The sequence below is a fragment of the uncultured Lacinutrix sp. genome (assembly GCF_947500605.1).
In the GTDB taxonomy this organism is placed as follows: domain Bacteria; phylum Bacteroidota; class Bacteroidia; order Flavobacteriales; family Flavobacteriaceae; genus Lacinutrix.
The window spans coordinates 687,015-712,195 of the sequence record NZ_CANMSJ010000001.1; the positions used below are offsets into that span (position 1 = coordinate 687,015).

The following is a 25,181-nucleotide window of genomic DNA, read 5'->3' on the forward strand; positions in this document are numbered from 1 at the left end:
TTAAAATTTTACGTTTGTTCCAAATAAAAATGTTCTTGGGTTAGGATAAAAACCATTATCTATACCACTTCCAATAGGAGCTCCATTAGACGATGTAGGATCGAAACCGCTATATTCTGTTAATGTAAACACGTTATTTACAGATATATATAGTCTAATATTATTTAAACCAATATTTTTAAGTTTATCTTGGCTAAAAGTGTAACCTACTTGCATGTTTTGTGCTCTAATAAAAGAACCATCTTCTACGTAGTAATCTGAAAATACTAAGTTAGCTGTTGCATTATTACTAACTCTTGGGTTAGTATTTGATGTTCCTTCACCAGTCCACCTATCTAGAGCATAAGATGTTAAATTAGTTTTAAGGCTATTTCTATCGTAATTCCTAACAATATCGTTTCCTACAGATGCAAAGAAGTAGGTTTGAAAATCGAAATTTTTATAATCGAAAGATAGGTTTAAACCCATTGTGAAATCTGGAATAGGATCACCAATAAAAGTTCTATCATCGGCATCGATAACACCATCTTGGTTAATATCTACAAATCTTATATCACCAGCTTGAGCATTAGCTCCTAGCCCTAATTGAGATGGATGTGCATCTACCTCTTCTTGGTTTTGAAAAATACCATTTGTCTGCATACCATAAAACACACCAATTGGTTGCCCTATTTGCATTCTTGAAGGTGGGTTAGCTTGGCCAATACCAAAACTACCTCCTACTTCATAACCAATACTGTTATTAACTTTTAAAACTTCGTTTTCTAATGTTGCTATGTTGTAGCTAATATTAAATTTGAAATTATCTGATAATTTATCTTTATAAGAGATTTGAAATTCTAATCCTTTATTCTCTATTGTACCTGCATTAACTATTGGGCTACCAGAACCTGGAGCTGCACCTCCTAATATTTGAGAACTTTCTACAGGTAACAATAAGTTTTCTGTAGTACGCTTAAAGTAATCTGCTGTAATATCTATTTTATTAAAAAGCTTCGTTTCAAAACCTATATCGAAAGCTTTTTGCTCTTCCCATTTAACTTCTGGGTTAGAAATTCTACCAGTTCCAACACCTTCTTGAATTGTATTATCGAAAACATAAGTTCCCTCTCCACTTAATACAGATTCGAATGCAAAAGCCGCGATTCTATCGTTTCCAAGAATACCATAAGAACTTCTAAACTTTAAGAAATCTATAGTGTTACTGTTTTTTAAGAAATCCTCGTCTGAAACTACCCAGCCTACCGAAGCAGATGGAAATACTCCAAATTTATTTTTTGGTCCAAAAGCTGAAGAACCATCGCGTCTTACAACACCTGAAAACAAATATTTTCCTTTATAGTTATATTGTAGTCTACCAAAATAAGATAGCAGTCTTGAATCAAACACACGATTACTTATATCTTTAGACCTATAATTATCTATAATAATTTCTGCATTTTCTATTTCAGCTTCAGCAAAAACAGTTCCTAATGGTAACCTTCTACCTGTTAAGCTATAATAATCTGCTGTAGACTTAAATACAGATGTCCCTAAAGTTGCTTTAATATTATGAATCTCATCATTAAGAGATTTTTCATAATTAATAAAAGCATCAAAAGTATAATCTCTAAAAAATTTAATTTCATCATTAAATGAAATATTAGAAATATGAGAAGGATCGTCTGGATTGTTTGGAATAGCATTATCGAATACAGAACCATTTCCGTATTCTACATGCGGAAAGAAGCTTTTTTCTCTTACCTCAGAGTAATTCCATTGATAATTTGCTTCAGCACTAAAACCGTTTAAAAACTTATAATTTAAACCAAAAACACCACTTATTTTATCCACTTTAGTAGAATTAAAAGTGTTTTCTATTTGTTTTAAAGGATTAACAACTTCTATAGGATAGTTTTCTGATGATGTAAATTCACCATTCTCGTCTCTAGGTGTATCAGTTGGTGCAAAATTTACTGCATTAAACAATACTGAACCTAAACCATTTTCGGGTAAAGATTTTCTTGTTGTTCCTGTATATATAAGATTTGCTTTTAAATTTAAATCTTCTATAATTTCTAAACCATAGTTTGCTCTTGTTGTGTAACGTGTAAAGTTTGATTTACTACCTCCAACAATACCATCTTGAGTTAATAAAGACGCTCCAAATGAATATACAGATTTTTCTGATCCTCCACTTGCTGTTATAGAATTACTAAATATTGGAGCGGTTTCAAAAATTTCGTCTTGCCAATCTGTACCTTTATTTAATCCAAAGGTATTTGGAAAAGGCAATTCGCTACCACTAGCTGCGGCTGCTTCATTTTTAATAAGTGCATATTCTGTTGCATTTAATAATGAAATTTTACGTGTTGTTTTTTGAAAACCAGCATAAGCATCATAATTAAAAGACAATGCCTTATTTTTTCTACCTGTTTTGGTTGTAATTAATATAACACCATTCGCTGCTCTTACACCATAAATACCTGCTGTTGCATCTTTTAAAACAGTATAACTTGCTATATCACTTGGGTTTACAACGCTTAAATCTTCAATAACGTTACCATCTACTAATATTAAAGGTCTATTATCTCCATTTGTAGAGATCCCTCTAATTCTAATATCTGAAGCACTACCAGGAGCACCAGATTGAGATGTTACATTTACACCAGCAACTTGCCCTTGTAATGCTTGTTCAATTCTGGTTGGTTTAAGCGCTTCTATAGTTTCACTTGAAACTGTAGACACTGCACCTGTAACTTCTTTTCTTTTTTGTGTACCATAACCTATTAGTACAACTTCTTCTAATTTGCCTACATCTCCCTCTAGAGATACATTAATAGATGTCTGGTTGTTTACTGCAACTTCTTTAGTAGTATAACCAATGTAAGTAAATTGAAGTATTGCATTTGAAGGTACATTTTGAATAGTGTAATTACCATCAAAATCTGTCGAGACACCATTGTTTGTATTCTTAACAATAATGTTTACACCGGGAATTGGATATCCATCTGTAAGATCTTTAACGGTACCCGAAACACTAATAGATTGCGAATAAGATAGGTATCCTAAACACAAGGTTAGTAATAAGGTGATTTTTATTCTCATAAACTTAGTTTTATTGTTTTCTCAAATTTAGAATAGAATATTAAAGAATTGTTAAAAATAACCGCAACAAAAAACATACATCGTAAATTTAAACACAAAAAAACAACAATTTAATACTTGAGAATAGAAATACTGTACACTAAGCCAATAAAATAGAATAAGAATTTTACACTCTGAAAACTAGCAAGTTGCCAAAATGTTGTGGTAATGTATAGGTGTTTAAATTTAATGTAGTATACTTATAGCTCGATGATGTAGTTCGCTAAACTTGTTTCGTGAGGCAAATTCATTTTTTTACGCAAACGATATCGTTTTACTTCTACACTTCTTGGTGAAATATTTAATAAAGGAGCTATTTCTTTAGAAGATAGATTTAGCCTAAGATAAGCACATAATTTAAGATCATTAGGTGTTAAAACACTATGTTGGGTTTTTAACTTCTTTAAAAAATCTTTATCGGCATTATTAAAGGCTTCTTGAAAAAACTTCCAATCATCTGTAGTGTTTATATTCTTATCTATTATTTTAATTACAGACTTAATGTTAGCATCGGAGTCTTTAGTTTTAAGCTCTGTTTTAATACTGTTTAAGAACTCATTCTTTTTTATTAAACTCATAGTAGAAATTGCAAGTTCCCTACTCTTACTATCTATATCTTGTTGTAATTGTTGATTTTTAAACTGCATTTGCTGTTGCTTATTCTCCAACTCTTTACGTTCTAGATCTCGCTGTGCTTTACCTAACAATTTCTCTCTTTGTTTTTTATGGTAATTATTATAAAAATAATGCAACAAAAGAATTAATAAAATAAAACCTAATAGATAAATTGCTATTGCAACATTAGAAGCATACCAAGGTTTATTTATATAAAACTGATAGCTTATTGTATTTTTTGATACATTTTTACCTAATCGACCTCTAACATTAAAAGTATAATCTCCTGAAGGTAAATTTCTATATAATACAGTAGCATCATCTGTCCAATTGCTCCATTCATCATATATACCGAGTAATTGGTGTTGATACTCCGCTACTTTAAACTTATCGAATTGGGTTAAACTGTATGTTAGTTCAATATTGTTTTCGTTAGGCTTTAAATCGGCTTTTTCTTTTAAGCTTAACATTTTTGGTTTTCCATTTCTAACACTACTTGCAATTGTTTTAAGTGCAATAAATTCTGAAGCGTTATCAAATTTATTTATATCAATAATTAAATACCCAGAAGTTGTACCAAGAAGATACTCATTATTCTTTATATGTATAATATTCTCGTAACTAGTAATATTATTTCTCAAGTTTTTAGGTAACGCTATTTTATTTATTTCTGGTTTATTAGATAACTTACCGGGTTTTATACGAATTATCTCTGTCTTTGTAAATCCCCAAAGTGTATTTGATTCTAAATCATTAATTAATTTTCCAGATGAGTAGTTTATTGGACTAAAAGACTTGCTAAGCAAGCTATCTTTAGCAAATTTATCATCATTAGGTTTATACTTATAAAAACCTTCCCTATGCACGTAATACACACTATTGTTATACTTAAATAAACTTGAGTGTAATCCTTTATTTATAGCTTTTACCTCTATACTTTTTGCTTTTGTAAAGGAATCGTCTATCTCTATTTTATAGACTCCTTTATATTCATGACTAACAAAAACAGTTCTATTATTTATCAATTCGAAGAAACGAGAAGATATATCGAAACCTTCAATTTTATTTTTAAAACGCCAATTGCCATTATATTTTTCTAAAATATTTAAACCATTATAATTCCCTTGTAATAAAAAATTAGGTTTATTTTTTATAGTTTTTATAGACCATGCTCCTTGAACATTAGACATTTTTAAGGCCTGATCTTCTTCTACTATATAGGTTCCAGAATTATGACCACAAAACAATTGTTTATCTATTATTTGCAAACACCAAACTTGACCTTGAGTCCCTTCTATAAATGTAAATGGTTTTGTTGCATTATTTAAACTTCTATAAAACAATCCTTGATTTGTACCTAAATATAAATTACCGTTATAGATTGCTGATGCATATACAGAACCTAGCTGTCCTTTAGAATCATTAAAAATTTTTATTGGTGAATTACTATTAATACAATTGATGCCATTATCTAACCCTAACCATATATTACTATCATTGTCTTCGAAAACGGATAAGACTGTATTATTGCTTAAACCTAAATTTTGATCTATTTTATGTATCAATATTCCATTTTTATCAAGAAGAAGCACTCCATTAGAAATAGTACCAATAGCAAAACCTCCATTCTTAAGCACAATACTACTGTACACACTATAATTAGCTAGAGTTTTATTAATATTTTTATCCCATGGAGATAAAACACCATTGTTAAACTCAAAAAAACCATTATTCTCTGTTTGTACTAAAAGTTTGTTTTTATAGTTAAAGATATTTATTATTAATTGGGTTTTAGTAATACTATGGTCAATAAAAATCTCTTTCTTACCATTAACAATTTTGTAAATACCTTTATTTATATCTTGAAAATAGATAGTATTATCTACTTTAAATAACTTAGTTATAGTAGATTTTGATTCGATTACTGTAAAAGTAAAATCTAAAGTATTGTATATATAAATACGATTAAGAGACCTAAACAACAACCAATTATCTAAGTTTACAATTTGCCAAAATTGTTCATCTTCTATTAAAGAAATGCTTTCGTTTTTAGAAAGAGAAGTATATTCTAAAATTCCTAAGCCATTTTTTTTCCAATAACCAAATTCCATGTAGCATCCCGTATAAATTTTATCCTTAACTACTTTTACTGAACGTAAAATGGTTTCGTTAGGAGAATTATAACGTGTCCATTTAGCACTATTATATTCTAATAAACCTACATTATTTGCTACATATATTGTTTTATCCTGAGCTTGAGAAATAGCCCAGTTTTGGTTTTCACCATTATATTGTTGTGGTGTAAATACATTTATTGGTGGTAATTCTTGAGCATTTATTCGAGAGAAAAACAATACAAAAATTAACAACACCAAACATGTATGGTCTTTTTTAAGTTTTATAAACATAACAAAATCTTGTTATGCAATATACAATTTTGTATGGTTCTTTAATGTAAACTATTTATAATCACACTGAAACAAAAAAAGATGTTAGATTACATTAATCTAACACCTTTTAATCCTTTATTAAAAACAAGGAAAGTTTACAATTAGTCTCTTCTAAATTTTTTAAGCAACGTGTAAAACTGGTTTTTGAAAATATTAAATCTCTCTATTAATAATACATAGCTATCTCTCCTTTGTTCATGGACTTTTAGTCTATTTAAATCATATTCAGTAGTACCATATTCAAGCTCTCTATTAAGCTCTTGCTCATATTTACATAAACTTGCCATTAACATTACATTTTTTCTACGCATTGCAAGAATTGTACTAGACACCGAAACGTTTTTTATTAATTGCTTTTCTATAACACTTAAGTGATCTAGTTCTGTATTAAAAGCCTCTAAAACGTTATGCCAAGAACACACCTCGTTTAAATCTTTTTTAATACATAGTCGTCTATGTAAATCTATTTTATGTAATGCTATCAAGTTTAAGTTATTATTATAAATTAGTTAGACTTTACAAATGTAAACCTCCCTTGTACTTTACTAAAAAACTCATCTTTAAGTCTTCTATACTTATCTAAATGATACAAGTAGCTTCTTCTATAACTTTCGTGTTCTGTTATATACACCATATCGCACTCTGTGTCTTCACACTCCACAATATTTAATCTAGAATTTGAGTACTTGTTAAGTGCATTAAAAAGTATTTCATTTTCAACTTGTTTTTTTTCGAATCTTACTACAACACTATTATCATCTAATTTATCATTAAGTTCATTTTTACAAACATTAATAAGGTTTGTTAGTTCTTTTTTAATGTATTTTAAATGATTTATCCAATTGTCAAGCTCCATAGTATTTACTTTATGCGTAACATCTACATTAGTATCGTGATTGAATATTTCTAAATTTTCTGTTTTCATAATATTAAGTTTTAAATAAGTATATCTAATCCCTTTAGTGTGTCTTCTCTTTTAACGTCGACAATCTCAAGTTTTTGTTTACCACCAGGAAAATCCCAATCCACAATATCTTCTTTAGAATAACCTAAAAGAGCTGCTCCCATTGGTGCTAAAACAGAGATTTTATTTAACGATAAATTTTTGTCTTGCGGGATAACTATTTGCAACATTCTTTCCCAGCCTTTATCCGACTTTACGGTTACAATACTATTAAACCTAACTACATCTTTAGGTACCTCCTCTTCATCTGCAATAGTTGCCGTTTTTAGTTCTTCGGATAATTTAAATAAAGACTTTTGCACTTCATGATCATCTGCATAACCCGAAATATTAAGTATGCGTTTTAAATATACATACTCCTTTTTTTCTAAAATTAAACTTCCATACTTCATAATATCTTTCTTAACAATTAATAAATCAAGGAAAAATCCCTCTTTGTATGTATGCTTTTTCAATACGTTGTATTGCTATACAAAACGCAGCTGTACGCATATCTACACCTTCATTTTTAGAGTAATCGAAAACCTTATTAAAAGATTCTTTCATCTTTTTATCTAATTTAGCCATTACTTCATCTAGCTGCCAAATTTCTCCATTTCGGTTTTGTAGCCATTCAAAATAACTACCAACAACACCACCAGAATTACATAAAATATCTGGAATAATAGAAACACCTCTTTCTAGAAGAATTTTTTCTCCTTCTACATTTGTTGGTCCGTTTGCTCCCTCAGCAATAAGTTTTGCTTTTATTTTAGAAGCATTCTCTTTAGTTATTTGGTTTCCTAATGCAGCTGGAATACAGATATCACAATCTAAAGTGAAAAACTTATTTTTATCTACAGCTTTTGTATCTGGAAAATCTACAATGCTACCATCGTTAATACGAGTGTAGTTAAAAAGATCTTCTACTTTAATTCCTTTTTGGTTTTCAACACTTCCAAAAGCATCTTGAACACCTACTAAAATTGCACCATCTCTTTCTAAGAAATGAGATACCCAATAACCAACATTACCAAAACCTTGAACAATAAATGTTTTGCCTTTTAAGTTCGTTTCATTTTTTTCTGCCCAAAATTTTATTGATAAATACACACCATATCCTGTTGCTCTATCTCTACCTTCTAATCCTCCACTTCCATCTGGTTTACCTGTAACAACGTGTTGATTTGCTGTACGCTCTGCAGGTGGACGTGTACTCATATATGTATCTGCAATCCAAGCCATAGTTTGGCTACTTGTATTAACATCTGGTGCAGGAATATCGTGCTCTGGCCCAATATTATCTGCTAAAGCAAACGTAAAACGTCTTGTAATACGTTCTAATTCAGATTGTGAGTATTTAGAAGGATCAATTTTAATTCCTCCTTTTCCACCACCATAAGGCAATCCTGCCAACGATGTTTTCCATGTCATCCACATTGCTAATGCTCTAGCAGCATCAATATCTACAGTAGGATGGTAACGTAAACCTCCTTTGTATGGTCCTAATGCATTATTATGTTGTACTCTATATCCTGTAAAAATCTCTACATCTCCATTGTCCATTTTTACTGGAAAATTCACAAGGATTTCGTTATTGGTAATGCTTAAAATTTTTCTAATATTTGGATGAAGGTTAATATGGTCTGCAGCACTATTAAACTGCTCCATTACATTATCCATCATACCTCTTACTGGCACTTTTTTAGTTGCTTTTTTTATATTCGCTGTTGCTATTGTCATTATAAATGATTTTTTTATTTTATTTGAAATATCTATTTGTAATTGATCTCTCGTTATACTTTTCTGTGATATATTTTTTTCTTGAAGCTTTACTACTCTCGTTTTTATCTATTGCAATTCGAGGCGAAAATGCCGAAATTAATGTGTCGAAAATCATAATTTTTATTATTAATATTAAACTAATTCTAGTTCACGTTCTGGATGCTTTACATTCTCTGTAATAGCTTCGTGCGGCCTAATTTCATCAAACTCACTACACGACCAGACTTTCTCTTTTTGTGTTGTTAATGCACACGAATTGCTATTTATACAACTCGGGCAAATATTAAAGTGATTCATATTAAAAACTTTTAATGTTATATACATACCAAAAAGCAATGCGTGTGCCAAATCATTAAAAAAAAGGCGTAAAAACACAGAAGCCCTTTTAAATAAAGGGCTTCTAATAATAAGATAAAATTAATATGATTTATTAATATGGGATATAATTACCCAACCGAGTAAAAATGTACCACTAAAAAAGGTTAGTCTGAAAGTTTTTGACGAATAGTTTTACGGTCAATTCCTAGAATTTCGGCAGCTTTAGTTTTATTGTTTCCTGTTGCTCGTAATACTTTTTCTATGTATTGTTTTTCTATGGTTTTTAATGGCAGTAAATCACCTTCTGTAAAATTTAAAGCATATTTTAAATGTTCTGGCAAATGCTCTACATCAATAACTTTATCGCACATAATTACAGCACGTTGGATAACATTTTCAAGTTCTCTAATGTTTCCTGGCCAATTGTAACGTTCTAAAACGGTTAGCGTTTCTGGAGTAATTTTAATGTATCTATCCTTATACTCTACTCCATATTTAAATAAGAACTTATCTACTAACAAAGAAATGTCATCTTTTCGTTCTCTTAAAGGTGCAATTTCAATTTCTACAACTGTAAGTCTATAAAACAAATCTTCTCTAAAGGTTTGTTTTGCAATCATTTCTCTTAAGTTACTATTTGTGGCCGCAATAATACGTACATCTATTTTTTCAGCCTTTGTAGCTCCAACCTTAACAACTTCTTTTTCTTGTAACACACGCAATAAACGCGATTGCACAGTTAAAGATGCATTACCAATTTCGTCTAAAAAAATAGTACCTCCATTTGCTGCTTGAAAGAGCCCTTCTCTATTAGTTTCAGCTCCTGTAAATGCTCCTTTTAAATAACCAAACAACTCAGCTTCTAAAAGATTTTCTGGTATTGCACCACAGTTTACAGCTATAAATGGTGCTCTAGAAAACTTACCTTGGTAGTGTATTGCTCTTGCTACCAACTCTTTTCCAGTACCACTTTCTCCTTTAATAAAAATAGTAGCCTTATTATCTTTAACACGTTCTATAACCTGAATAACGTTATTTATTTTTTCAGAATTACCTATAATTTCTCCGTAGGATTTATTTTTCTCTACCGGTGGTTTTTTAGATTCTACTCCTTTTTTTTCTGAAGAATTTAAAGAATTATCTAAAGCCGATTTTAATTCATCTTTTGTAAATGGTTTTGTTAAATAATCTACCACTCCAGATTTAATGGCTGCTAAAGAATCTTGAACCGAAGGGTAACCTGTAACAACCAACTTTGGTAATTTAGGATAATGTTCTGATACAAATTTTATAAGCTCAGACCCATCTACTTCTGGCATTTTTAAATCTGTTATTAACAAATCTATGCTAGTATCCCTTAAAATAGTAACAGCTTCTTTAACAGAAATAGCTTTAAAAACATGATAATTCCATGATTGTAAATGGCGCTGCAACAATTCTAGAATGTTTACATCGTCGTCTACAATAAGTATATTTTCTTTACGTAATTGCATAACTATATATTATTTAGGAAGTGTTACTGTAAAAATAGCACCTTTATTTTTATTGTTTTTAGCTGTTATAGTTCCTTTGTGTGAGGACACAATACCATGCACTACACTTAAACCTAAACCTGATCCATCACCAATGGATTTAGTTGTAAAAAATGGTTGGAAAATTTTATTTTGAGCGTCTGCTGTTAAGCCTTTTCCTTCATCTCTAATTTTAAGAACAATCTCATTTTTTAATGTTTTAACCTCTATTGTTACCAAACCATTAACAGGCGAAAAATAGATAGCGTTTATTAATAGATTAAAAATAATTTGAGTTAATTGTATTGGATCTGCTTTAAGCCACATCTCCTCTTCTTCAATTTTTATAATATATTTTACTTGCTCTTTTCTAAAGGTTGCATCTAATAAATTAATAGCATTTTTAACGTTAGGAACAATATTTACACGTTTCATTTCTTGAGGCATTTCGCAAGCAAAAAACATTAATTTTTTAACAACTTCTCTAGAGAAAATTGCATTTTTAATAATTTTATCTACATCATTAGTTTGCTTATTATTAGTCGTTAAATCTTCTTTTAATAATTCGGCAAAGCCTAAAATATTGGCTAAAGGTGTATTGAGTTCGTGAGCAATACCTGCAGTAATTTCTCCTAAAATACCTAATCTATCGGCACGTTCCATTTGCCTCTTTAGAGACGTTTCATTTTTCTGAATTTCTAAACGCTCCAACAGATTTCCAATTTTCATGGCAATATTATCAAGGAGCAATTGCTCTTCGGTTAAAAAATCTTCAGCTTTAAACCTACTGCTTTCTAAATTTGCAATTAATTGCCCTTTAACTTCATTAAAAAGAACTATTTCTGAACTAATTTCAATTGTACTTCCTGCTCTTTTGTGTGTTGAAATACTGTACATTTCTGTATTAATATCAACTTCGGTTTCGGCAGGAAATTGGAATCCTTTTTTTATACTAAAAGCAATAGCCTTAAGCGTGTCTTCTATAAGTTCTTCATTTGTATTTACAATAATTGAAGATACTTCGTATAGACATGTAAGTTCTTTTATACGCTCTTTTAATGCTTGCTCTGTTGTATTCATTAATATAATATTGAGTAAAAATTAGTTCATATAAACAGCTTCAAAAACAGCCAAAGGAGCTCTCTTTCCTATATTTAAAGATAAAACATCATCTTTAATAGTGTAATGATCTGCTAAGTTGAAAACTTTTAAAAATTCAGTTTCGTTTACAACAACATCTGGACATGCCATAAGTGTAGATAGTACGTTTGTAAAACGAATACTATTTCCTTTTTCTAAAGTAAATGTGCCTCCAAAAGTATTACATCCAGCAAATCCTTTTAGTCTATTATCCTCAGATTTTAAAATGAAGTAAGTTTCGCGTGTTTGATTTTCTACCATAGTAACTTCTCTACCGTTTAAGGTTTTTAGCTTCCAATATTTTTCGGTTATGGTATCACTTATTACTTCGCTATTTGTCTTTTTTTCAGAATTACAACTCATAATAGATATCATGATTATTGCTAATAATATTATTCTTGTTTTCATAATATTGTTTTAGTTTACTTATATCTACAAATTTACTTTTACTTATTATATAGCCAATCAAAAAACTATAAAGTATCTCAATATTACTATTTGAGATTTATATAAAATGTTCTTTTAATGATAAATCTTAGAAATCACATTGCTTATATCAAATTTAAACAATCATTTCGTCGTGTTTATTTACGTTTAATCGTAAAGCATTATTTTTAAGGTTTCAAAAAAATTGCTCGTTTTTAAATAAAGTAAATTTAGCTTTTACCTAAAAGCAATCATTTAATGTTAGACAAAAACATAAACAAAACAGAACTCACAAAAATTATTAGAACCTTAATTGCTTTTATAATTGTAGATGGAAAAACATTTGTAGCCGATGAACAAAAAGAGGCTTACATAAAACAATACATCTTTACGTTGTCTAAATCTTTAAATGGTACAAACAATTTTATAAATGTAAATACGCTTTGGGAAACTATGGAAAAAGATATTTTAAATTTCACCAAAATAGAAGCGAATACAAATACCACTAATCATGGATAAGAACTCGTTTATTATAATAACTATTATCTTTATAGTATTAGTTTTTCTTTGTTTTAAAATTTTAAAAGCCATCGCAAAAATTAAAAGAATGCGATCTTCTGGGTCAAGTAGTTATAACAACTCCTTTTTTTATAAAGCGGTTAAAACTATTTTTCTTAGAGATTTACCAGACTAATTTATATTCTTTTTTTAATAAAACAAAAAACCATCTCAATGAGATGGTTTTTGTTTTATACTATTTAATGTATCTCTACATTCTAATAATTATAAATTCTGATCTTCTGTTTAATTGATGTTGTGCCTCTGAACAAGGTACACCATTTTTACAGTTATTTACTGTTTGCGTTTCACCATAACCAATAGCACTTAAAATTCTTTCGGCACTAATACCTTGAGCTACTATATAGTCTCTAGCTTCTTTGGCTCTTCTATCTGACAACTCTAAATTGTAATCGTCTGGCGAACGAGAATCTGTATGTGATTCTATATTGATAACCATGTTTGGATATTGGTTCATCATTAAAACTACTTTATTAAGTTCTATTGATGCATCGTTTCTTATAAATGATTTATCTAAATCGAAATAAATAATTCCAATTTTAATTTTCACTAAACCTCTATCTTCAAAAATGCCTTCGTCTTTAATTTTTAATCCAAGTGGTACAATTATTTCTTTTCCATCCTTAGAGGTCATGAAAGGTTTTTCGTTAGGATTATAACCTACTTTAATTACTTTAACATCGTATCTTGTATTGCAGTTTAAATTACTTTTAAAAGCATAGTTTCCATTAAGGTTAGTTTGAGTTTCTGCTAATTCTTTTCCACTCTCATCGAATAGTTTAACTGTTGCACTTGCAATACGTTCTCCAGTTATTGTATTAGACACATAACCTGTTACTGATGGATCGCAAATACTTTCTCCTTCTTTCTTTTCTAAAGGATTTCTATCAAACGAATAAATATCATCATCGCCTTTACCTCCAGCTCTATTAGAACATACAAATCCTAAATTAGTATCTTCATCTACTATATAACTAAAATCGTCTAATTGACTATTTAAAGGTGCTCCAAGATTAATTGGGTTCTCAAATACATCATTATATTTAGATTCAAAAACATCTAAACCTCCAAGTCCTAAATGCCCATCGGATGCAAAATATAATTTGTTATTTGTTATATAAGGAAACATTTCGCGTCCTGCAGTATTTATTTTTGGTCCTAAATTACGTGGTTGAGAATACTCATTATCATCTAAAACATCAACTACGTAAATATCTGTTGCACCAATAGATCCAGGCATATCTGAAACAAAATATAATTGCTTACCATCTTTACTTACTGTTGGATGACCAACAGAATAATCATCGCTATTAAATGGTAGTTCTTTTATGTTATGCCATTCTACTTTTTCGTTTAAACTAACATTTAAATCTGCACTATATAATTTTAAGTGATTAACACCTTCTCCATCTCGTCCTAATTTTCCATTATAGTTATTACGTGTAAAATAGACTTTCTCTTCGTTTGGTGAAAATGCTAAAGTTGCTTCATGGTACTTTGTATTTATTTCTTCTGAAAATTCATTTAAATATTCTACATCTGTATCTGTAGCATTAATTCTTCCTAATTGAAAATTTAAAAATGGTTGCTCATTCCAATTGTAAGTTCTTTTGTGATAATAAGAAGTATCAATAGCAGACGAATACACTAATCGATCTCCATAATACATAGGTCCGAAGTCAGAATTATTAGTATTAATTGATAGGTTTTTAAGAGTGAATTGCGCTTCTAGATTTAAAATATCTTCAATTGTCGTATCCTTTTGCGCATACTTATTAGCTCTAGCATCTTTTTGCAAAGTACGAGTAGAAAATTCTTTCATCCATTTTTTAGCTAATTTGTGCTGTCCCATACCTTCTAATGTATGAGAGAATCTAAAAATGTATTCTGGATCTACAGTCTTTAAATAATCTGACATTAAAATATCATACCATTTATTAGCCTTTTCCATATCTGTATTAAAATAATAGGCATCTCCAGCTTTTTGTAAAACCTCCATAGAATTGTCTCCTCTATCAATAGCTCTTTCGTATTCTGAAGCTGCTTCAATGTACTGCATTCTTTCAAAAAGACGATCGGCTTTTTTGTACTTGCTTTGAGCAAAACCGACTGTACTTATAAAAATTAAAATTATAGTTATAATGTTTTTCATATTAAATATTTTAGAAAAATCTTGGAGATTTTAATTTAGCAGTTTTAGATATTAACTCGTAACGTAACATTAATTCATGACTACCGCTAGTTACTTTTTGTAATTCTGTATTAGTATAATCGTAAGCATAACCAATTAATAGTTTTGGCGAGATTTGAAAACCTGCTAAGCCGCTAAAAGCATCATCCCATCTGTAAGCGACACCTAATCTTAATTTTTCATGAAACATAAAGTTGGCAGATAAATCTGCAATTACAGGAGATCCTGTAACATGTTTAAAAAGAAATGCTGGCTTAAATTTTAAAGTTTCGCTTAAATCCATAACTAAACCTCCAATTACAAAAAGGTGCAATCTTTCGGCTGCGACAGATTGTTGTATATCATCATAATGTTGGTCTGTAAAAAAGTTAGGAATAGAGACTCCTAAATAACTCTTCTCTCCATGAAAATAAATACCAGCACCAACAGTAGGCAGTATTCTACTAATGTTTTCTTGAAATAGATTATCATTACTTGTTTGTCTTCTACCGCGTGACCAATCTATATCAAATAGCCTTGCTCCTCCTTTAATACCAAAAGATAATTTATGAGTTTCTGAAGTTTTTATAGAGTAAGAAAAATTGGCATCAAAATATGTTTCATGCGATGGTCCTAATTGATCATTTACAATAGAAATACCCAAACCAACGTTTTTACCTATTGGCGAATCGAAACTTAAAGTTTGCGATTTTGGAGCTCCATCAATACCAATCCATTGTGATCTATGAACTCCTGTAACAGTAACATGACCTCTAGAACCTGCATAAGCAGAATTAACAGATAATGTATTGTACATATATTGTGTAAACTGAGGATCCTGCTGTGCATAAGTTGCACTTCCTCCCAAAAGCAAACACATTGTAATTATTAAGTTTAAGTTTAATCTCATGTTATAATTTATTTTAAAGGCGATTTTACTCGCCTTCATTTTTTTATTTATTTTTTGAAAGAATCTATCTGTTTATATACAACCAACCTGCTTTTGCATTAGAGCCATCTCCTAAATCTAATAAGTAATAGTAAGTTCCGACTGGTAGTTGTTCATCTTTTTTCACAGTTGCTCTTCCTTCTGAAATACCTATGAAATCATTTTTATACCTGTACTTTTCATAAACTATATTTCCCCAACGGTTATAAATACGAAGTGTATTGTTTGGATAATTATGTAAGCCTTGAATCACGAAGTTATCATTATCACCATCACCATTTGGAGAGATTTCATTAAAAATAACTAACTCACTTTGTGTATCTAATAACGTTATTGTTGGATCATCTGGATCTGCATCATTATTTACATCTATATCTGAAGGATTGTTTGGATCATCAGATATATCACTCACTATGTTTCCATTAATATCTTGACCTGTAGCTGTTGCAGTATTTTCTACCATTCCTGCTTGAAGATCTTCAATAGTTAAGCTATATATCGCAGTAAACGTTGTATCATCTGTTTCTCCAACTAATAAGTTAATTGGTCCACCATCAACAGCTACTAAATCATCATTTATAGTAATATCGAAAAGATTAACATTTCCTGTATTTATTACTGTGAATGTGTAATTAATAGTATCTCCTTCATCTACAATATCATTATTATTTGCATCTACATATTCTGCTTCTTTTAATACAGATAGCCTTGCTATTTCAAATTCTGTAACTGTTGGATCGTCTCCCGCTCCAGTATCGTCTGCTGGGTTTGCACTATCCGAGATATCTGTTACTGCTTGTCCCATTGCATCTGTACCAACTACAATTGCTGAATTAATAATAACGCCATTTTCAATATCAGCTTGTGTTAACGTATAGTTCGCAATTACAATTCCTGTTTCGTTAGGTTGTAATGTTGAAGGTGTTACTGGTAAGTTAGCTATACCAATTGTAGAATCATCAATCATTACACCACTTATAGTTACATTTCCATTGTTGGTAACAGTAAATGTATATGCAATTTCATCACCAGCTTCGACTAAATTATTACCATTAACATCAATAATTTGTCCACCTTTAATTAAAGAAAGAGTTGGCATTTCAGCTATTGTAAACACTACTGTATCAGTATCTGATACGTCATTATCGAAAGGATCATTACCTATTGCTGTTGCTGTATTGGTTACGTTTCCTGCATCAATATCTGCTTGTGTTAAGTTATAGGCTGCAATAACATTTCCAGTATCAGAAGGTGTTAACACATCAACTACTCCTACAATACCACCTAGTAATGGATCGTTAATTACAACATCTGTAACTGTTGTATTTCCATTGTTTACAACTACAAAATTATATTGTAATTGATCTCCAAAATCAACCTCTCCATTTCCGTTAGTATCTAAATACACAAATGTTTTAGTCAATTCAATTACTGGATTTTGTTGTAAAAATACTTCTGTATCATTATCTGAATCTCCATCTTCATCCGAATCTATTAACGGATCGTTAGTTGGATCTCCATCACCATCAGAATCTACACCACTTGTTGCATAATCTCTATCATGAGAAACATCTCTTACTTCGTCGCAATCAATTCCTATTGGATCTGCTACAACAAAAGCTGTATTTATTATGTAACCTGTGTCTATATCTGCTTGAGTAATTGTATAAGTTTGAGTTGCAGTTAATGATTGTCCTACAAGTATCTCTTCAAATTCTCCAACAAATCCTCCAAGTAATGCATCAAATATTTCTGCATTTAATAACGTTACATTTCCTGTATTTACTGCTGTAAATTCGAAAGTAATGATATCTCCTGGTACTGGGTTAGAAACGTTTCCTGAAAAAGAAATATCTTCCTTATACAAAGTGATGTCTGGCATACAACCAAAATCTACTATTGTTGGATCATCTGGGTTTCCATCTCCATTAGAATCTACATTTTCATTATTATTTGGATCATCAGATATATCTGTTATTGGAGCTCCGTTTGGTGCTTCACCTAAAACAGTTGCAGTATTTTCAACCATTCCTGCATCAACATCAGATTGTAATAATGTATATGTTGCATTATAAATCCAGATTTCATCTAAATCTAAGACTGTATCAACATTTATATCTCCTGAAACTGGACCTGCAATAATACCTCCTAATAATGGATCATTTAAACTAACATTATTAATAGTTGTATTACCTGTGTTTGTTAAAGTGAAAGTATAATCGATAGTATCACCTGCTTGTAAACCATCACCTCCATCAACTAATATTCCTGTTTTATTCAAGTTCATACTTGCATCTTGAGGAATATATGTATTTGTTGGATCATTATCATTTCCTGTATCATCGGCTGCATTTCCGGAATCCGAAGCATCGGTTACTGCTGCTCCACTTGGATCGGTTCCATTGGTTGCTGCTTCGTTGGTTACTATTCCTGCATCGATATCTGCTTGTGTTAAGCTGTATGTTGCTGTGAATTGTAATACATCGCCTGGATTTGCATCAAAATCATCTGCTTCACCGTCTAAATCAAAACCACCTCCTGTATATACTGGTGTTGGTGTTGTTCCTGTTCCTGAGAACGTTGTTTCTACTACTGTAATATCATTTACTGCAGTGTTTCCTGTGTTCTCAACAGTATAAGTATAGGTAATTGTATTTGTTGCTAAATCTAATACCGAACTTTTGATTAATGTTAACGCTGCACTTAATGGTAATGGCGTTACGGTGTCATCATCATCTGCTCCTGTTTCATCCGCTGGATTTCCAGAATCTGAATCGTCACTTACTGGATTTCCGTTTGGATCTTCTCCTTCAGCTACAGCTGTATTAATAACTTCGCCTGCATTAACATCCGTTTGAGTGATCGTATAACTTGCACTTAAGGTCTGATTTGCCATTGGTGCTAAACTTGCAATCGTGCCAACTAATGTTGGTGTTAAATTACTATCTGTTACATCAATACTCGTTACTGTTACGTTTCCGGTATTTGTTACTACAAATGTGTAGTTAATAGCATCGCCTGGACTTACAAATCCGTCTCCATTGGTATCTACATATGAACTTGTTTTTACTAAGCTTAATACTGGTGTAGATAAGATTGGTAAGTTTGTTGGATCATTAGTATCATCTGCATCAGCATCACTGTTTCCTGGCTGACCTTCGTCATCATTTGGATTCGTACTATCTGATGTATCTGTTACTGCTGTTCCGTTTGGATCTGTTCCATTTGCTGTTGCTGTGTTTTCTACAGTTCCTGCATTAACATCGGCTTGTGTAATAGTGTATACTGATGTGATTGTTGCTGTTTCGGTTGGTTGTAATGTTGATGGACTAACCACTGCATTACTTAATCCGATAGTAGCATCTGTTACACTTATATTCTCTATAGTAGTACTTCCTGTGTTTTCTACTGTGAAGGTATACGTTACATCGTCTCCTGCTCCTAATAAACCATCGCCATTAGTATCTGCTAAAGCACTTACGCCTTTAGTTAATGCGATACTGCTTGCTGTTGGTAATGGACTGTTTGTTGGATCGTTATCAGCTCCTGTATCATCGGCTGCATTTCCAGAATCCGAAGCATCGGTTACTGGTGTTCCGCTAGCGTCTGTTCCACTTGCTAAAGCTTCATTACTAATAGTTCCCGCGTTGATATCATCTTGTGTGATAACATAACTTGCTGTGAACGTAATAATATCTCCTGGTAAAGCATCAAATGAATCGCCATCTAAATCTAAATCGGCGCCACCAATACTGTATAGTGGTGTTGGTGTAGCTCCGGTTCCTGTAAAAGTTGTTTCACCAACTGTTACATCGTTTACCGTTACGTTTCCTGTGTTTTCTACGGTATATACATAATCGATTTGATCATTTACATCTAATCCAACTGGTGCATTATCAACATAAGTACTTGTTTTTACTAATGTTAATTCTGGTGTTGCTGGAATTGATGTGTTTGTTGCATCATTATCTGCTCCTGTATCATCCGCTGCATTTCCGGAATCGGAAGCATCGGTTACTGCTGCTCCACTTGGATCGGTTCCGTTGGTTGCTGCTTCGTTGGTTACTATTCCTGCATCAATATCTGCTTGTGTTAAGCTATACGTTGCACTGAATTGTAATATATCTCCTGGATTAGCATCGAAGTCATCCGCGTCACCGTCTAAATCAAAACCACCTCCTGTATATACTGGTGTTGGTGTTGCTCCTGTTCCTGAGAACGTAGTTTCTGCTACTGTAATATCATTTACTGTAGTGTTTCCTGTGTTCTCAACAGTATAAGTATAGGTAATTGTATTTGTTGCTAAATCTAGTACCGAACTCTTGATTAATGTTAACGCTGCACTTAATGGTAATGGCGTTACGGTGTCATCATCATCTGCTCCTGTTTCATCCGCTGGATTTCCAGAATCTGAATCATCACTTACTGTATTTCCATTTGGATCTTCTCCTTCAGCTACAGCTGTATTAATAACTTGTCCTGTATTAACATCGGCTTGTGTGATCGTGTAACTTGCACTTAAGGTCTGATTTGCCATTGGTGCTAAACTTGCAATCGTACCTACTAATGTTGGTGTTAAATTACTATCTGTTACATCAATACTCGTTACTGTTACGTTTCCGGTGTTTGTTACTACAAATGTGTAGTTAATCGCATCGCCTGGACTTACAAATCCGTCTCCATTGGCATCTACATATGAACTTGTTTTTACTAAGCTTAATACTGGTGTAGATAAGATTGGTAAGTTTGTTGGATCATTAGTATCATCTGCATCAGCATCACTGTTTCCTGGCTGACCTTCGTCATCATTTGGATTCGTACTATCTGATGTATCTGTTACTGCTGTTCCGTTTGGATCTGTTCCATTTGCTGTCGCTGTGTTTTCTACAGTTCCTGCATTAACATCGGCTTGTGTAATAGTGTATACTGATATGATTGTTGCTGTTTCGGTTGGTTGTAATGTTGATGGACTAACCACTGCATTACTTAATCCGATAGTAGCATCTGTTACACTTACATTCTCTATAGTAGTACTTCCTATGTTTTCTACGGTGAAGGTATACGTTACATCGTCTCCTGCTCCTAATAAACCATCGCCATTAGTATCTGTTAAAAGACTTACGCCTTTAGTTAATGAGATACTGCTTGCTGTTGGTAATGGACTATTTGTTGGATCGTTATCAGCTCCTGTATCATCGGCTGCATTTCCAGAATCCGAAGCATCGGTTACTGGTGTTCCGCTAGCGTCTGTTCCACTTGCTAAGGCTTCATTACTAATTGTTCCTGCATTGATATCGTCTTGTGTGATAACATAACTTGCTGTAAACGTAATGATGTCTCCTGGTAAAGCATCAAATGCATCGCCATCTAAATCTAAATCGGCGCCTCCAATACTGTATAATGGTGTTGGGGTAGCTCCGGTTCCTGTAAAAGTTGTTTCACCAACTGTTATATCGTTTACCGTTACGTTTCCTGTGTTTTCTACGGTATATACATAATCGATTTGATCATTTACATCTAATCCAACTGGTGCATTATCAACATAAGTACTTGTTTTTACTAATGTTAATTCTGGTGTTGCTGGAATTGATGTGTTTGTTGCATCATTATCTGCTCCTGTATCATCCGCTGCATTTCCGGAATCTGAAGCATCGGTTACTGCTGCTCCACTTGGATCGGTTCCGTTGGTTGCTGCTTCGTTGGTTACTATTCCTGCATCGATATCTGCTTGTGTTAAGCTGTATGTTGCTGTGAATTGTAATACGTCTCCTGGATTGGCATCAAAATCATCTGCTTCACCGTCTAAGTCAAAACCACCTCCTGTATATAATGGTGTTGGTGTTGTTCCTGTTCCTGAGAAGGTTGTTTCTACTACTGTAATATCGTTTACTGTAGTGTTTCCTGTATTCTCAACAGTATAAGTATAGGTAATTGTGTTTGTTGCTAAATCTAATACCGAACTTTTTACTAACGTTAACGCTGAACTTAATGGTAATGATGTTACGGTGTCATCATCGCCTGCTCCTGTATCATCTGCTGGATTTCCAGAATCTGAATCGTCATTTACAGTGTTGCCGTTTGGATCTTCTCCTTCAGCTACAGCTGTATTAATAACTTCGCCTGCGTTAACATCGGCTTGTGTGATCGTGTAACTTGCACTTAAGGTCTGATTTGCCATTGGTGCTAAACTTGCAATCGTGCCAACTAATGTTGGTGTTAAATTACTATCTGTTACATCAATACTGGTTACTGTTACGTTTCCGGTATTTGTTACTACGAATGTGTAGTTAATAGCATCGCCTGGACTTACAAATCCGTCTCCGTTGGTATCACTATAAGCACTAGTTTTTACTAATTCGAAAGAAGGATCGCAAACTATAATTTCAGCTGTTGTTGAATTTACACAACCTGTCGTTGCATCTTCAAAAATATATTCTATAGTATATGTACCTGCCGATAAAACTGCTGGATCAAAAGATGTGTTAGATACACCATTGATAGTAATATCTGTTGTTGGTCCTCCTGTTGTGAAATCTGGAGCTACTATTGTAGTTAAATCTAAAGCTCCGTCTCCAACACAAATATAAGTTGGAGCAGTTATTACTGGCATTGGTAAAGCATCAATTGTTAAATTCATAACATCTGAAACTGATGTTGTACAACTTCCAATACCTGTTACTGTTTTTGTTAATTGAACTACTGAAGCAGATTGATCTGCTGTTCCTAAAGTATAAACTGGTGCTTCAGCAGAGGCATCATCAAAAGTTCCATCGCCACTCGTTGTCCATACTATAGTTCCTGAAGTTGATGTTGCAACTGTACTTGCTGTACTTAAATCGAAACTACCACCATCTGCACAAATAGATTCATCTGAACCCGCATTTACTTCTGGTGTTGGATCTACTGTTATTGTAATCGTTACTGAGTCGCCTGCACAACTTGCTAATCCGGTTGGTGTAACTACATAAGCTACTGTTAATGATCCGCCTGTGGCATTTGTATACGTATCGTTTGCTATTTCATTACTTGGTAAGCCTGTACCTGCAGTAGCATTACTTGCTCCTGCTACTAAACCTGCACTTGATGTTACACTTACTAGTTCCCAATTAACTGCTGCTGCACTTGTTGGTAAAACTTCTAAGCTTACACCTATTGCTTCGTCACTACAAACTGTTGTATCTAAAGCTGTAGAAACTACTGGCTCTGGATTTACTGTGACTACAACATTAAATGGTGTACCAACACAACTCTCTGGTGCAGCTCCTTCTGGCGTTACAGTATAAGTTATAGTTACTGCGTTTGCTGTAGTATTGTTGTAAGTATCTATAATGTTTGCGGCACTTCCTACTGTTCTATTTGCGCCTGCTGGTACATTCGCGGCATCTGATGATGCTACTGTATAAGTAAATGTACTTCCTGGTGATAGAACTGATAAATCATAATCTAAAGCTTCATCTGAACAAACTGTTTCTGTTTGATTTGAGATGTTATTTGGTGCTGCATCTATAGTTAAGACAACTGCTGTTCGTGTTAAACTTGAACAATTATCTGCTGTTGTAATTGATTCTGCATAATAAGTAATTGTTCCAACTGTATTTAATGTAGGTGAACTGACTAAGTTTCCTGCTGCAGCCGCATCATACCAAGCTGTTGATGTTCCTAAAGCGGTAGTTATGGCATCATTTGCATCTAAAGTTTGTACTGGTGATGCTTCACATTCTGTGATATCTCCTGAACTTGTTGGTGCTGTTGGTGCTTCTATTATAGTTAAAACTACTGCTGTTCTTGATTCTGAAATACAACCAGTAACACTATTACTTGCTTCTGCATAATAAGTGATTGTTCCAACTGTATTTAATGTTGGTGTTGTGATTACTGTTCCTGCTGTTGCTGCATCGTACCATGTTAAGGTATCGCCATCTACTAATGTAGCTGTTGCTGTTAACGTTTGGATTGGACTTGATTCACATTCTGTAATATCACTTCCGGATGTTGGTGCAGTTGGTAGACTATTTACAGTAACATCTCTTGTTGCTGTGTCATCTGGACATCCTCCTGTTCCTGTTATTGTATACGTAATCGTAGTTGTTCCTTCGGAAACTGGTGTAACTAATCCTGATACACTGTCTATTGTTGCAACACCTATGTTTGAACTTGTATAGATTCCTCCGGCATCTCCATCACTACTTATTGTTGTTGTTCCTGTTGAACAAATTGCTTGAACACCTGATAATGTTCCTGCATTTGCTGCTGTGGTTACAGTAACTTCTGTTGTTGCTGTATCATCTGCGCAACCTCCCGTTCCTGTTATTGTATATGTAATAGTGGTTGTTCCAACTGAAACTCCTGTTACTACTCCTGATGCTGAATCTACTGTTGCTACTGCTGGTACTGAACTTGTATAAATACCGCCAGTATCTCCATCACTACTTATTGTTGTACTTCCTGTTGAACAAATTGCTTGAATACCAGATAGCGTTCCTGCATCTGCTGCTGTAGTTACAGTAACATCTATTGTTGCTGTGTCATCTGGACATCCTCCAGTTCCTGTTATTGTATACGTAATAGTCGTTGTTCCTGCTGAAACTCCAGTTACTAATCCTGACGCACTGTCTACTATTGCAGCAGCTGTATTAGAACTTGTATAAATTCCTCCGGTATCACCATCACTACTTATTGTTGTTGTTCCTGTTGAACAAATTGCTTGAACACCTGATAACGTTCCTGCATTTGCTGCTGTAGTTACAGTAACTTCTGTTGTTGCTGTGTCATCTGCGCAACCTCCCGTTCCTGTTATTGTATAAGTGATTATTGTTGTTCCAACTGAAACTCCTGTTACTACTCCTGATGCTGAATCTACTGTTGCTACTGCTGGCACTGAACTTGTATAAATACCGCCAGTATCTCCATCACTACTTATTGTTGTACTTCCTGTTGAACAAATTGCTTGAATACCAGATAGCGTTCCTGCATCTGCTGCTGTAGTTACAGTAACATCTATTGTTGCTGTGTCATCTGGACATCCTCCTGTTCCTGTTATTGTATACGTAATCGTAGTTGTTCCTGCTGAAACTCCTGTTACTAATCCTGACGCACTGTCTACTATTGCAGCTGCTGTATTAGAACTTGTGTAAATACCACCGGTATCACCATCACTACTTATTGTTGT

Annotated in this window: 15 protein-coding genes; 1 reads left to right on the forward strand and 14 read right to left on the reverse strand. The window is 32.7% G+C overall.

Annotated features, from left to right (window positions below):
• The 11 genes from Q0935_RS03190 to Q0935_RS03240 form a co-directional block, all read right to left on the reverse strand.
• The gene (locus Q0935_RS03190; protein WP_299382292.1) at positions 1 to 3,087 is read right to left on the reverse strand and encodes a TonB-dependent receptor; all 3,087 of its coding nucleotides are present in this window, start codon (positions 3,085 to 3,087) and stop codon (positions 1 to 3) included.
• A 239-nt stretch (positions 3,088 to 3,326) separates the two neighbouring features.
• A complete protein-coding gene (locus tag Q0935_RS03195) occupies positions 3,327 to 6,149 on the reverse strand; it encodes a LuxR C-terminal-related transcriptional regulator (RefSeq protein ID WP_299382294.1) in 2,823 nt (940 codons plus the stop codon).
• Positions 6,150 to 6,292: 143 nt separating this feature from the next.
• Positions 6,293 to 6,676 carry a hypothetical protein gene (locus Q0935_RS03200; RefSeq protein WP_299382296.1) on the reverse strand — a complete coding sequence of 128 codons (384 nt, stop codon included), beginning with the start codon at positions 6,674 to 6,676 and terminating at the stop codon, positions 6,293 to 6,295.
• Positions 6,677 to 6,696: 20 nt separating this feature from the next.
• Entirely contained in the window at positions 6,697 to 7,116 is a 420-nt protein-coding gene (locus tag Q0935_RS03205; protein WP_299382298.1) for a hypothetical protein, read from the reverse strand.
• 11 nt (positions 7,117 to 7,127) lie between these two features.
• The gene (locus Q0935_RS03210) at positions 7,128 to 7,547 is read right to left on the reverse strand and encodes a GreA/GreB family elongation factor (protein WP_299246970.1); all 420 of its coding nucleotides are present in this window, start codon (positions 7,545 to 7,547) and stop codon (positions 7,128 to 7,130) included.
• Positions 7,548 to 7,572: 25 nt separating this feature from the next.
• A complete protein-coding gene (locus Q0935_RS03215) occupies positions 7,573 to 8,877 on the reverse strand; it encodes a Glu/Leu/Phe/Val dehydrogenase (RefSeq protein ID WP_299382301.1) in 1,305 nt (434 codons plus the stop codon).
• 19 nt (positions 8,878 to 8,896) lie between these two features.
• Positions 8,897 to 9,034 carry a hypothetical protein gene (locus Q0935_RS03220; RefSeq protein ID WP_299382303.1) on the reverse strand — a complete coding sequence of 46 codons (138 nt, stop codon included), beginning with the start codon at positions 9,032 to 9,034 and terminating at the stop codon, positions 8,897 to 8,899.
• 17 nt (positions 9,035 to 9,051) lie between these two features.
• Positions 9,052 to 9,216, reverse strand: coding sequence for a hypothetical protein (locus tag Q0935_RS03225; RefSeq protein ID WP_299382305.1), 165 nt, complete (start codon positions 9,214 to 9,216; stop codon positions 9,052 to 9,054).
• Between the two features lie 185 nt (positions 9,217 to 9,401).
• Positions 9,402 to 10,730 carry a sigma-54 dependent transcriptional regulator gene (locus Q0935_RS03230; RefSeq protein ID WP_299382307.1) on the reverse strand — a complete coding sequence of 443 codons (1,329 nt, stop codon included), beginning with the start codon at positions 10,728 to 10,730 and terminating at the stop codon, positions 9,402 to 9,404.
• Between the two features lie 9 nt (positions 10,731 to 10,739).
• Complete coding sequence (locus Q0935_RS03235) at positions 10,740 to 11,828, reverse strand: sensor histidine kinase (RefSeq protein WP_299382309.1); 1,089 nt, start codon at positions 11,826 to 11,828, stop codon at positions 10,740 to 10,742.
• A 21-nt stretch (positions 11,829 to 11,849) separates the two neighbouring features.
• On the reverse strand, positions 11,850 to 12,296 hold the full coding sequence (locus tag Q0935_RS03240; RefSeq protein ID WP_299382311.1) for an META domain-containing protein: 447 nt from the start codon (positions 12,294 to 12,296) through the stop codon (positions 11,850 to 11,852).
• A gap of 276 nt (positions 12,297 to 12,572) precedes the next feature.
• Here Q0935_RS03240 and Q0935_RS03245 point away from each other — a divergent pair, with 276 nt between their 5' ends.
• The gene (locus tag Q0935_RS03245; RefSeq protein WP_299246959.1) at positions 12,573 to 12,833 is read left to right on the forward strand and encodes a hypothetical protein; all 261 of its coding nucleotides are present in this window, start codon (positions 12,573 to 12,575) and stop codon (positions 12,831 to 12,833) included.
• Positions 12,834 to 13,083: 250 nt separating this feature from the next.
• Here the strand turns inward: Q0935_RS03245 and Q0935_RS03250 are convergent, their stop codons facing one another.
• From Q0935_RS03250 to Q0935_RS03260, 3 genes are all read right to left on the reverse strand, one after another.
• Positions 13,084 to 15,045, reverse strand: a complete 1,962-nt coding sequence (locus Q0935_RS03250) for an OmpA family protein (RefSeq protein WP_299382314.1) — start codon at positions 15,043 to 15,045, stop codon at positions 13,084 to 13,086.
• A gap of 10 nt (positions 15,046 to 15,055) precedes the next feature.
• A complete protein-coding gene (locus Q0935_RS03255; protein ID WP_299382316.1) occupies positions 15,056 to 15,973 on the reverse strand; it encodes a type IX secretion system membrane protein PorP/SprF in 918 nt (305 codons plus the stop codon).
• 64 nt (positions 15,974 to 16,037) lie between these two features.
• A partial coding sequence (locus Q0935_RS03260; RefSeq protein ID WP_299382318.1) for a gliding motility-associated C-terminal domain-containing protein occupies positions 16,038 to 25,181 on the reverse strand: 9,144 nt, incomplete at its 5' end.

Coding starts and splice junctions, on each gene's coding strand:
- Q0935_RS03255 (WP_299382316.1), bottom strand. CDS start 15,973: ATGAGATTAAACTTAAACTTAATAATTACAATGTGTTTGCTTTTGGGA.
- Q0935_RS03190 (WP_299382292.1), bottom strand. CDS start 3,087: ATGAGAATAAAAATCACCTTATTACTAACCTTGTGTTTAGGATACCTA.
- Q0935_RS03195 (WP_299382294.1), bottom strand. CDS start 6,149: ATGTTTATAAAACTTAAAAAAGACCATACATGTTTGGTGTTGTTAATT.
- Q0935_RS03220 (WP_299382303.1), bottom strand. CDS start 9,034: ATGATTTTCGACACATTAATTTCGGCATTTTCGCCTCGAATTGCAATA.
- Q0935_RS03210 (WP_299246970.1), bottom strand. CDS start 7,547: ATGAAGTATGGAAGTTTAATTTTAGAAAAAAAGGAGTATGTATATTTA.
- Q0935_RS03215 (WP_299382301.1), bottom strand. CDS start 8,877: ATGACAATAGCAACAGCGAATATAAAAAAAGCAACTAAAAAAGTGCCA.
- Q0935_RS03225 (WP_299382305.1), bottom strand. CDS start 9,216: ATGAATCACTTTAATATTTGCCCGAGTTGTATAAATAGCAATTCGTGT.
- Q0935_RS03230 (WP_299382307.1), bottom strand. CDS start 10,730: ATGCAATTACGTAAAGAAAATATACTTATTGTAGACGACGATGTAAAC.
- Q0935_RS03235 (WP_299382309.1), bottom strand. CDS start 11,828: ATGAATACAACAGAGCAAGCATTAAAAGAGCGTATAAAAGAACTTACA.
- Q0935_RS03250 (WP_299382314.1), bottom strand. CDS start 15,045: ATGAAAAACATTATAACTATAATTTTAATTTTTATAAGTACAGTCGGT.
- Q0935_RS03205 (WP_299382298.1), bottom strand. CDS start 7,116: ATGAAAACAGAAAATTTAGAAATATTCAATCACGATACTAATGTAGAT.
- Q0935_RS03245 (WP_299246959.1), top strand. CDS start 12,573: ATGTTAGACAAAAACATAAACAAAACAGAACTCACAAAAATTATTAGA.
- Q0935_RS03240 (WP_299382311.1), bottom strand. CDS start 12,296: ATGAAAACAAGAATAATATTATTAGCAATAATCATGATATCTATTATG.